General features: G+C 36.2%; 7 protein-coding genes and 2 pseudogenes. 4 read left to right on the top strand and 5 right to left on the bottom strand.

Annotated features, from left to right (window positions below; translation table 11 throughout):
• Positions 1–362: 362 nt before the first annotated feature.
• Positions 363–3,341, bottom strand: coding sequence for an excinuclease ABC subunit UvrA (uvrA, locus tag F6K13_RS01435; protein ID WP_124155050.1), 2,979 nt, complete (start codon positions 3,339–3,341; stop codon positions 363–365).
• A gap of 230 nt (positions 3,342–3,571) precedes the next feature.
• On the opposite strand from uvrA, the pseudogene F6K13_RS01430 reads away from it, so the two are divergent.
• A pseudogene (locus F6K13_RS01430) lies at positions 3,572–4,021 on the top strand (Uma2 family endonuclease).
• 17 nt (positions 4,022–4,038) lie between these two features.
• Here the strand turns inward: F6K13_RS01430 and F6K13_RS01425 are convergent.
• Together F6K13_RS01425 and F6K13_RS01420 are read right to left on the bottom strand one after the other, a co-directional pair.
• Positions 4,039–4,614 (bottom strand): annotated as a pseudogene (locus F6K13_RS01425) (serine/threonine protein kinase); the annotation flags it as partial.
• A gap of 21 nt (positions 4,615–4,635) precedes the next feature.
• Positions 4,636–4,821, bottom strand: a complete 186-nt coding sequence (locus F6K13_RS01420) for a hypothetical protein (protein WP_287286702.1) — start codon at positions 4,819–4,821, stop codon at positions 4,636–4,638.
• Positions 4,822–5,877: 1,056 nt separating this feature from the next.
• Between F6K13_RS01420 and F6K13_RS34830 the strand changes: the two genes are divergently transcribed.
• Positions 5,878–6,000, top strand: coding sequence for a DUF29 family protein (locus F6K13_RS34830; RefSeq protein ID WP_205127400.1), 123 nt, complete (start codon positions 5,878–5,880; stop codon positions 5,998–6,000).
• Between the two features lie 594 nt (positions 6,001–6,594).
• On the opposite strand, the gene F6K13_RS01415 is transcribed toward F6K13_RS34830, so the two are convergent.
• Both F6K13_RS01415 and mnmG read right to left on the bottom strand, forming a co-directional pair.
• Positions 6,595–6,867, bottom strand: coding sequence for a hypothetical protein (locus tag F6K13_RS01415; protein ID WP_124145480.1), 273 nt, complete (start codon positions 6,865–6,867; stop codon positions 6,595–6,597).
• 275 nt (positions 6,868–7,142) lie between these two features.
• Positions 7,143–9,047 carry a tRNA uridine-5-carboxymethylaminomethyl(34) synthesis enzyme MnmG gene (mnmG, locus tag F6K13_RS01410; protein ID WP_124145479.1) on the bottom strand — a complete coding sequence of 635 codons (1,905 nt, stop codon included), beginning with the start codon at positions 9,045–9,047 and terminating at the stop codon, positions 7,143–7,145.
• A 567-nt stretch (positions 9,048–9,614) separates the two neighbouring features.
• On the opposite strand from mnmG, the gene F6K13_RS01405 reads away from it, so the two are divergent.
• Positions 9,615–10,472 (top strand): HipA-like protein, encoded by an 858-nt coding sequence (locus F6K13_RS01405; protein ID WP_124145478.1) that lies wholly within the window; start codon positions 9,615–9,617, stop codon positions 10,470–10,472.
• 50 nt (positions 10,473–10,522) lie between these two features.
• Entirely contained in the window at positions 10,523–11,269 is a 747-nt protein-coding gene (locus F6K13_RS01400; RefSeq protein WP_124145477.1) for an HIRAN domain-containing protein, read from the top strand.
• The last annotated feature ends 184 nt before the right edge of the window (positions 11,270–11,453 follow it).

Genomic DNA, 11,453 nt, shown 5'->3' with positions numbered 1-11,453 from the left:
ATCTATATAAGAGTGAAATTTTCATCTCCTCAGAGAATTGGCAAAAACTCAAAGGGAAGCAAGAGGCAGTTGCTCCACTTCAGAAAATCTCTACTTTCCTCTAGATAGAGCAGATATCTGGGAAAAGTCTCTGGCAAATTTTCGGCTACATATATATAGAAGTGAAATTTTCATCTGTGAGGAAAACTGGCAAAAAGTTGAGGGTAGGTAAGAGGCAGTTGCTCCACTTCAGAAAATATCTACTTTCCTCTAGATAGAGCAGATATCTGGGAAAAGTCTCTGACAAATTTTCGACTATCTATATAAGAGTGAAATTTTCATCTCCTCAGAGAACTGGCAAAAATTTCAAACTTCAGTAAATCTCAATTTTCCTCAACTTTCGGCGGATACTTTTCCAACACTTCTCGCAAATATTTCCCAGTATAAGACTGAAAATTCTCTGCCACCTCTTCCGGCGTTCCACAAACAATAATTTCTCCTCCTTTATCTCCTCCTTCCGGACCTAAATCTATTGCCCAGTCGGCGCAACGAATCACATCTAAATTATGCTCAATCACTACAATGGAATTTCCTTTATCTACCAATCTTTGCAAAACATTCAATAACTGATGAACATCATAAAATGATAAACCAGTAGTCGGTTCATCTATTAAATAAATAGTTTTTCCCGTCGCTCGCCGAGACAATTCAGAAGCCAATTTTACTCGTTGAGCTTCCCCACCAGAAAGAGTCGGTGCAGGCTGACCTAATTTCACATAACCTAATCCCACATCTACCAAAGTTTGTAATCGACTCGCCGCCCTTGGAATATTTTTAAATACTTCCAAACCTTCCTCCACAGTCATATCCAAAACATCAGCAATTGACTTATCTTTATATCTCACTTGCAAAGTTTCTCTACTATATCTTGCACCCTTACAAACTTCACATTGCACATAAACATCTGGCAGAAAATTCATTTCAATTACATTCACGCCTTGTCCGCTACAAGCTTCACATCTGCCACCTTTGACATTAAAGGAAAATTGCCCTGGTTTATAACCTCTAGCTTTTGCTTCGATAGTCTCGGCAAATATTCCTCTAATTACATCAAACACTCCTGTATAAGTTGCTGGATTGGAACGGGGAGTTCTGCCAATAGGTGATTGGTCGATTACGATTACTTTGTCTATTGCTTTTAATCCTTTGATTTTTTCTAAGTCTTTGGGAAAGGGAATATTACGACTGAGATGATTTTGCAAAGCTGGATAAAGTAATTCGTTCATCAAGGTGGATTTTCCTGAACCAGAAACGCCAGTAATACAGACAAGTTTTCCTAAAGGAATTTCTATATCTATATTTTTGAGATTGTTTCGATGACAATTTTTCAGTAGTAGAGACTTGCCATTTCCTGCTCTTCTTTCGGATGGGGTGGCAATAAATTTTTTGCCGGATAAATAAGCACCTGTTAGTGACTCTTCTGTTGCTAATAATGTCTGAAAATTTCCCTGAGAAATTATTCGCCCGCCATGCACTCCTGCTCCGGAACCTATATCAATAATATGGTCGGCAGTTCTAATAGTTTCTTCGTCATGTTCTACAACTATTAATGTATTTCCTAAGTCGCGAAGTTTGGTTAAAGTTTGCAAGAGGCGATTGTTATCTCTCTGATGTAAACCGATACTTGGTTCGTCTAAAACGTAGAGAACTCCTGTTAAGCCAGAACCGATTTGTGTTGCTAATCTAATTCTTTGTGCTTCTCCTCCAGAAAGTGTCATTGTTGCTCGGTCTAATGTTAGATAATCTAAGCCAACATCCAAAAGAAAATTTAGTCTGGCTCGGATTTCTCTCAATACTAATTCTGCTATTTTTGCCTGGCGATCGCTCAGTTGTAAGTTATTGATTTTTTCTAGACATTCTCGAATTGAAACTTCTGTAAAGTCGATAATTTTATATTGCCCGACTTCTACGGAAAGTGCTTCTGGCTTTAATCTTTTTCCTTGACAAGTTTCGCAGGTTTGATTGACTAAGTATTGTTCTAATTTTTGTTTGATTAAATCTGAACCAGTTTCCTCATATTGCTTTGCCAAAGTCGGGATAACTCCAGGGTAGTAACGATAATCTCCTTCTCCATTTTTCGTTTCCATCCAGATAGGTTCGTCGCTACCTTCAAGCACTAACTTTTGTTCTTTCTTGCTCAATTTATTCCAGGGAGTTTCTATCTCAAAGTCATAAGCTTCAGCCAAACTATAAAGAAGAGAAAAATAATAGGGATTTTCCTTATTCGACCAGGGAGCGATCGCTGAATATAAAGGTGCATTAGGGTCGGGTACTATTAACTCCGGGGAAAATTGCTTCAAACTACCCAAGCCGTGACAGGTCGGGCAAGCACCATAGGGGGAGTTGAAAGAAAAGAGCCGCGGCGACAATTCCTCCATCACCGCTCCATGTTCCGGACAGGCAAAATTTTCCGAAAAGACTATTTGAGTCTGAGACTTTTCCATTTCTACTTCTAGTTCCTGACTGGAATTAGCCGAATTATTCCCAGATTTAGAATTAGCTGAAGTTGCCATTTTTTCTGGATTTAGATTATACTTATTTTTTGTAGGCACTGCCCCTATTTTTACTGATGTGTTATTTAATACGTCAATTAAAGCAATTCCAGTAGATTGACGTAGACAAGTATTCAAAGAATCTGCTAAACGCTCCTCTATCCCAGGCTTTTTGATAAGTCTGTCAATCACTACTTCTATAGTATGAGTATAATTTTTATCTAAATTGATGTTTTCAGCAATTTCTACAACCTCTCCATCAACCCTCAAACGAACAAATCCTTGAGCAGCTAAACTAGACAAAAGTTTCTTATGAGTCCCCTTTTTGCCTCGAACCACGGGAGCTAAGATATGAAATTTCGTGCGGTCTGGAAGAGCCATAATTCTGTCGCACATTTCATCAATAGTTTGGGGAGCAATATTATGGTGGCAAATTGGGCAATGGGGTTCTCCTGCTCTACCAAATAGTAATCTCAGATAGTCGTAAATTTCTGTGACGGTGCCGACTGTGGAGCGAGGATTATGGGATGTGGATTTTTGGTCGATGGAAATGGCAGGGCTTAATCCTTCGATGGAGTCTACGTCTGGTTTGTCGAGCTGTCCGAGAAATTGTCGGGCATAGGCACTCAGGGATTCGACGTAGCGACGTTGCCCTTCGGCGAAAATTGTGTCGAAGGCGAGGGAGGATTTGCCAGAGCCAGAGACTCCTGTAAACACAATGAGGCGATCGCGTGGGAGTTCTAGGTCGATGTTTTTGAGGTTATGTTGTCTGGCACCTCTGATGCGGATGGTATTTTCAGGAGTGGTCATTTCAGTTATCAGTTATCAGTTATCAGTTATCAATTATCGGTTATCAGCAAAATTTGTAGTGCCATGACACACCTAAATCAGTTATCAGTTATCGGAAAATTAGTCGTGCCAAAGGATTTTTCGGAATCTTCCACAGGAGCAATGCCAGAGATATTTTCATTCTGTGAAGCATTCATATAGAACTCAATTCCGCTTTCCTATAGAATGCTAATCTCAAAAAATGGTGTGCCATGTCAGTCCAACTGCGAAAACGACAATTTAACGTCAAAGAATATAACAAAATGCCTGAAGTAGGCATCCTGAAAGAAGATGAGCGAGTAGAACTAATAAGAGGAGAAATTCTCAAAATGTCCCCAGTAGGTTGTCACCATGCAGCTTGTGTAAATCGTTTAAATAAATTATTTTCTCAAAAGTTAGACGATCTAACTCTAGTCAGCGTTCAAAACCCTGTTGAATTAGATGATTATTCTGAACCATGACCAGATATAGCTTTGTTAGAACCAAAAGCAGATTTTTATTAATCAGGACATCCCCAGTCTCAGGATTTATTTTTGGTAATTGAAGTGGCAGATAGTACGATTCAATTCGACCGTGAAGTTAAAGTTCCTCTTGATGCAGAAAATAATGTAATTGAGGTTTGGTTGGTAGATATTAATGAGGAATGTTTGGAGGTTTATTGACAACCTATTGGTAGTGGTTATAAACAAGTACAAAAGTTAGAGCGTTGTGAAAAATTTTTTACCAAAGTGTGACTTGCTGGAATTTGATTTACTAAATCTTCAAACTTAAACTTATAATCTTCATCCAATAACCTATCAACTTCCACATTCCTAGTTCCCGTCAACAAACAAATTAAAGTCGCCCCCAAACTATATAAATCAGAAGCATTACTCAAAGGTAGATTAAACATTTCCTCCGGTGGCATAAATCCTGGAGTTCCCGCTGCAATACTACTTAAAGCCAACTCCTCACCTCGCAATCTTGCCAAACCAAAATCCACCAAATAAACCTACAAATTTTCATCCACTAAAATATTCTCCGGTTTAATATCCCGATGAATTATTGGAGGTTGAAAATTTTGCAAATATACCAAAATTCCCAAAACTGAAATAGCAATTTGTTTCACTTCTTCAGGAGTAAAAATATGCCTTTCTGCCAAAGATGGAGCATGAATATATTCTGTTACCAAACAAAACCCATACTCAGTTTCAAAAGAATTTAAATAATAAGGAATTTGAGAATGTTTTAATTGTTTGAGAGCTGAAATTTCCCGTTGATAATTCTTAAAAGCTGATCAACTTCCATCAGCAAGAGCAAATCTAAATTCCTTAATTACAACCTGTCGATTTGAAGTGATAGAGGAAGCTAAATATGTAATCCTTCCACCTTGTAAATTACGCCCTAGTTCTTGACTAATTTGATAACCGTAATTAGTAAAATCTGGAAAATTTTTCATATTCTGTGACTGACTTTTTTTCAAGCAATTAAACAAGTGGTTTTGCCAAGGTGGCCGAGGAATATTGCTTTTGTCATAGGAAACAATTTTAATCTGACAAAATTAACCTATTTCATTGCAAAAATATAGTAACTTGCATAGATATTTTGTTATTACTCCTGCAACTTTAGTTTGTTCTTTAATTATGCAGACAATTTGATGACTTATTACTATTCCTAGTAAGCTTCTTTGAGCATTAGTATTTTCTCTTGATTCTATATGTTTTAAATTAATTGAGTATATTTACTATTAGATCGAATAATTTTTTCTGGTGGGGAATGATTCATTAGAAGGTGAGCTAAGTTCAAAGGTTAGAGTTGTAATAGTTACCATTTCTGTGTTTGATTTACCCAATTGCCCAAGCAACTAAATATCTAATAATGAAATTAATCTCTTCTCTATTATTCCCATCCATTACTCAAAAACTACAAGAATTTTTATTCTGTGAACCTCTCTAGAAAAATTGTCTATTTTTTCTAGCGATCGTCTCAACCTTGCCTAGCAATATCCGTCCCTATTGTACCCAAAATTTCCACTCCACGAAATTCACTGATTTTCTCAGCTATCAAAAATACAAAAATTACAAAAATCAAAAATTATAGATCACCGCCAAATTTCTCGCATCGTTAAATTAATATCTTTTCCATTATTGCCACCTATAATTCCTCACCACTAAAAATGTCATCCCGTGAAGCTTCTAAAAAATCGGCGCGCGGAAGGATTTCTCATTGCATCCTCAAAAAAATTGTGATAGTATTAAATTAGTGGGGGTTGTTTGCCCCTAATCATGACTTTTTATTCAACTAAAAAAAGTAAGGTTAGGATATTAAGAGATTGTAGCGATCGCGAAGCGTGGCATCAGCCGTATCGTCAGAGAAATTGTTTTAACCCCAAAATTTAAACGGTCATTTCGATAAATTATTGAAATTTTTGTTGAGCGATCGCTAACTTTTTCACAAATACATACAAAACATGGTTAATAAAATTACCGATCTAAAATTACTGTATGAAGAAGATTATTTCCTGTGATTAGAAGAAACAATCAAACTACTAAATAATCGTCAATTAGAAAACCTAGATTATGAGAACTTAATTGAAGAGTTAGAAGCATTCGGTAGAAGTGAAAAAAGTGCTGTTGAAAGTTTGGTGACTTTAATTATTTAACATTTACTACTTTATCAATATTGGGAGGAAGAAAGAGCTAATAACTCTAGGCATTGGCGTGGATAAATTTTTGCTTTTCGGACTCAATTAGAATACAAACTCACAACAAACATTCCCCCCTTACGAAGCTAGGGTGCATTGTTCTCTACGGAATTATTTAGCTGAACGACTTAATTATCTTTATGGCAAAGCTAGAAAAATTGCTCAAGCAAAATCAGAACTTCAGTTACCATAAATTAACCCTTATTCTCTGGAACAGATATTGCCTGATTTACAAGATTATATTCAGTTATTTAAAAGGTTAGGAATTAACAACTAAAATTACTTAAAGAAAATAGTTCAAGCTGTAAAGGATTTTCTTTTGGAGTTGTATTAATATTTTTTTCAGTAATATTAATTAAATGTTGACCGAGCAAATACATAAATTTGGGTGGAATACTTTCGCCGATTTATTCTCTGATTAAACTATCTGATGCTTGCTTAATTTTTTTGTTTTTCCAAATCAAAGGTCCCCATTGATAATTAAAATCTGAAATAGTATGTAATTTGGAAGCTTCAGCTAAAGAGAGTACGCGATTTTGTGTGGGATGAATATTACGATCTGAGCGCAGTATCCAGGATATGATAATGCCAAAAATCGTCTATCTCAGTCGTTGGTAAAACTTCAGCATTAGGACATAAAAACATCAAGGTCAGAAATTGTTTATAAAGTTCGGCAACTCGATCCGCTTTTTCTAAAGTCCAACCCTTGTCCTCCTTGGGATGAGTGATTTTGAAAATAATTGGTTCTAAATCCAATTTAGCTAACTTTTGCTGGAACTCCTCCAGATTAGTAGCAGATTTTGCGATGGCAGGTAAATGGTTCATTAAATACCTCCAAAATAAAAATAAAGGTAAAATTCTAGTGACCAATTATATATATGCTGTCCTAAAATGAATAATGTATTAGAATATCTTTATAATTATCCAAAAGAAACAAGGATTACAGGAGAGTCTAGTAGGGTGTGTTAGGGTTTGCGCAGCACTCCGCAGGAAAGCGTAACGCACCGCCTCTTCCATAATATTCGGTGCGTTACATTTCATTTTCATGTCACGCAGTGAAACGCACCCTACAAAAGCTTCTAACTTTTGACTTTTGACTTTTAACTTTTAACTTCCACAAGTCGATATTGCACTTCCAAATAAACCAACAAAGCATTAATATCTGCTGGATTTACTCCCCCAATTCGAGAAGCTTGCCCAATAGTTAAAGGCTGAACTTTTGACAATTTTTCCCGCGCTTCCATCGACAATGTATCAATAGCAAAATAATCTAAATTAGCAGGTAACTTCCGATTTTCTTGCCGACTTATTTGGTCGATTTGATTTTGTTGTCTTTGCAAATAACCGGAATATTTAATATCAATTTCTGCTCCTTCTTTTTCCACTAATTTTAAATCTAAATTCCCCAAATTATACTTTTCTAAATCTACATAATGGAAACCAGGTCGGCGTAACAAATCTGCCAAAGTAATCGAACCTTTAATTCTTGTCTGAGTATCGGCAACAATATTAATAGCTACTTCTTCTAATTCTTTAATTCGAGTTGATTTTAACCGAGCTTTTTCCCCATTAATATTAGTTCGCTTCCTCTCAAATAACTCCCACCGACGGTCATCTATTAAACCAATTTCTCGACCCAAAGGAGTTAGTCTTTGGTCAGCATTATCAGACCGTAAAATTAAACGATATTCCGAACGACTTGTCAACATTCTATAGGGTTCTCGCAAATCTTTGGTACATAGATCGTCCATCAAAGTACCAATATAACTTTGTTCCCTGGGAAAGATAATCATCTCCTTATTCTTAACAAAATGAACCGCATTTATTCCCGCCACCAAACCTTGAGCTGCTGCCTCTTCATATCCAGTTGTACCATTAATTTGACCGGCACAAAATAACCCCTCAATTTTCTTAGTCATCAACGTCGGATAACATTGAGTCGCAGGCAAATAATCATATTCCACCGCATAAGCAGGTCGCAACATCACACAATTTTCCAAACCAGGCAAACTCCGCAACATTTGTAATTGCAATTTCTCTGGCAAACCAGTAGAAAACCCCTGAATATAAAGTTCAGGAATATCACGACCTTCCGGTTCAATAAATATTTGATGACTACTCTTATCAGCAAACCGCACAATTTTATCCTCAATACTCGGACAATAACGGGGACCCTTCGCATCCACCCACCCACCATAAATAGGAGACAAATGCAAGTTATCGCGAATTAATTTGTGAGTTTCTGGAGTAGTGCGGGTGAGATAACAACACATCTGTTCCCGTTCCACCCAAACTTCCGGATCGAAACTAAACCAACGCACTTTTTCATCCCCTGGTTGCGGTTCTAGATCGGTGTAGTCAACCGAGCGTTTGTCAACTCTGGCAGGTGTACCCGTTTTCAGGCGTCCGGTTTCAAAACCAAGTTTATTCAGGGTTTCAGTCAGACCAATAGCAGGAAATTCTCCGGCGCGACCTGCTGGCATAGATTTATTGCCTACCCAAATGACTCCACCGAGGAATGTTCCGGTAGTGAGGATAACAGCTTTACATTTGAAAGCGACACCGAAGTAAGTTTCTACTCCTATAATTTCGTCGTTGTCTCCCAAAACCAAGTCTGTCACCATACTTTCCCGAACTCGGAGGTTTTCTTGATTTTCGACAATATTACGCATAACAGTCGCGTATTCCCGTTTGTCAGTTTGAGCGCGTAACGCCCAAACAGCAGGTCCGCGAGAAGAATTGAGAATGCGTTTTTGCAGATAAGTGCGGTCTGCCATTTTGCCTATTTCTCCACCTAAAGCATCGACTTCGTGAGTAAGTTGAGATTTTGCGGGTCCCCCAACAGCGGGGTTGCATGGTTGCCAGGCAATTTTATCGAGGTTGAGAGTTAGTAAGAGGGTGTGGCAACCTAGGCGTGCGGAAGCAAGGGCGGCTTCGCAACCCGAGTGTCCGGCGCCTACTACGATGATGTCGTATTCTTCTTGGAAATCGAAATTTTTGGTCATTTTATTAGTTAAAAGTTATTTGTTAGAGCAAATTCCAGGTATTATGAAGTGCGAGAATCTTGCCCGCGTGCCCGATCTTAAAAATTAAATGTTCCCAGTGCGATTTTTCGGGAACCGTGCATCTTACTCGCTTCAGGGTGTACCTCAGTTTACAAAAATGTTCTAAGCAATATTTTTTAATTTGAGTATTAAAATATTGCCCAAAATCACTTGAGTTATTGTTTAAGTTTATAGTATAACATTTATTACCAATAATGACCTACAGAAATGATTTTGTTTTTTATTAGACATCTCCAGAAAAGAGATAATAGGTAGTATAGAATGGTAAATAGGGGGAAGTTATTAATAAGTTATTGATAAGAATTAATTAGATTTTTTATTTTTGAAGATGTCTATTTATAAATAAAAAAAATACAAAAAAAGCTTTAATTGATATTTAAAATTAGTTAGATACCACTTATGCACAGCTACTATCTATAGAGTTTAAAAATTATTGTACAATAGTATTGAGCGTTATCTATACCGTCTCAGCGTAAATCATCTTAGATTAAAAATAACTAACTAATAATGTCCGATTTATTTAAAATTATTGAAGTTTCAGAAGATTCAATCTCAGAAAATGAACAATTAGGAACTAAGGAAAAATATTGGTATTGCGAGGATGAAATTAACTACTTATATAAAAAAGCTAGACCTAATACTGGAGAAGCTTGGGCAGAAAAAATAACATCAGAATTATGTGAGTTACTAAACCTACCTCATGCACATTATGAACTAGCAATTTGGAAAGACAATTTAGGCACAATTTCTCCTTCCTTTGTATCAGACAATAACAGTCTTATTCTTGGCAACCAAATTTTAGTAAAAATAGACGAAAGTTATCCCGAATTTAGTTCTAATAATTACAGAGTGTCTGAACATACTCTTGATATTGTAGTTGAGGCGATCGCCAATAATCCTATGCCTATTAAATTACCTTTAAACTGGAAACCTCCTCAAGGTATTGAAACAGCAATAGAAACTTTTGTTGGTTACTTATTATTAGATGCTTGGATAGGTAACACCGATAGGCATCACGAAAATTGGGGATTTATTATGAATAATTCAGTACATTTAGCACCAACATTTGACCACGCATCTAGTCTAGGTAGAGAATTACTAGATTCCAAAAAGAAGAATATAATCAATAGTAAAGCTGTTAAAAATTATTTAGCAAAATCAAAATCGGCAATGTATGATAAAATAGGAGATAACAAACCTATGTTGACACTAGATGTATTTAAAAATGCAGCACAAATATATCCCAAAGCTGCTCTAATTTGGCTTGAAAATTTAGCGAATATATCAGCAAAAGATACTTTATCGTTATTTGAACGAATACCTAAAAATTATATTTCTGAAATTTCTATTGAATTTGCTCAATAAATTCTGAAAATTAATCAAAATAGACTTTTACAAATAAGAGAAAATTTGCAATGAAAAAATTATTTTTAGCTTGGCAAGACCCCGTTACTCGTGCTTGGTTTCCAGTAGGTCGCTTAACTTATGAAAATGGTTGGTATGAATTTGTTTACTTGAAAGGTGCAGAAAAAGCCAAGAAAGATTGTGGTTTTGCTGGTATTTGGTCTTTAAATGAATTTGATAAAGTTTATCGCTCTCAGGAATTATTGCCTGTATTTTCTCATAGAATTATGAAGAAAACGCGACCAGATTACCCAGATTTTATTAGTTGGCAAAATCTCTCAGAAACAGAAGATGACCCTATGGTTTTATTGTCTCGTAGCGGAGGTAAAAAAGTAACAGATAATTATGAAGTTTTTCCTTACCCAGAACAAGATGAAAATGGTGTTTATCATCTATATTTTTTTACTCATGGTTTACGATATATGGCGCCTGAAACTATTGACAGAATCAAAAAATTAGAGGTAGGAGAAACTTTGTATTTAATGCACGATGCACAAAACAGTTTTGACCGAGATGCTTTAATGCTACGCACCAAAGATTTTTACCTTTTAGGTTTTTGCCCTCGATATTTATTAAATGATGTTTTTCCCCTACTGAAAAAGTATCCTGATGCAGTTAAAGTAATATTAGAACGGGTAAATCTACCACCAGCGCCATTACAAATGAGATTGCTTTGTCATTTAATAGTCAAACATGATGATTTTCAACCTTTTTCTAGTGAAATGTATGAATCTTTAGCTGTACCAATTTTGAGTTAAATTTAAGTATCAAGTGAGGGCGAATGCCATTCGCCCATACATATCGGGTTTTCAAGGTGAAGCGTGCGTAAGTCCTGGAAATGATATTTATTTCTTTTTCTCTAACTTACACTGCCATGACCGATATAAACCTAAACCACTAAAAACAAATAAACTCAGTACTCCCGTTGGTTCATAAACTGGA

Origin of the sequence: Okeania sp. SIO2B9 (assembly GCF_010672505.1) — a bacterium.
GTDB lineage: Bacteria > Cyanobacteriota > Cyanobacteriia > Cyanobacteriales > Microcoleaceae > Okeania > Okeania hirsuta.
Note: the sequence above shows the minus strand (reverse complement) of the source record. Positions and strands in the feature narration are given on the sequence as shown.

What these genes read in the sequence shown, in the direction of transcription:
- uvrA (WP_124155050.1), bottom strand. Translation starts at nt 3,341, where the DNA reads ATGACCACTCCTGAAAATACCATCCGCATCAGAGGTGCCAGACAACAT.
- mnmG (WP_124145479.1), bottom strand. Translation starts at nt 9,047, where the DNA reads ATGACCAAAAATTTCGATTTCCAAGAAGAATACGACATCATCGTAGTA.
- F6K13_RS01415 (WP_124145480.1), bottom strand. Translation starts at nt 6,867, where the DNA reads ATGAACCATTTACCTGCCATCGCAAAATCTGCTACTAATCTGGAGGAG.
- F6K13_RS01400 (WP_124145477.1), top strand. Translation starts at nt 10,523, where the DNA reads ATGAAAAAATTATTTTTAGCTTGGCAAGACCCCGTTACTCGTGCTTGG.
- F6K13_RS01405 (WP_124145478.1), top strand. Translation starts at nt 9,615, where the DNA reads ATGTCCGATTTATTTAAAATTATTGAAGTTTCAGAAGATTCAATCTCA.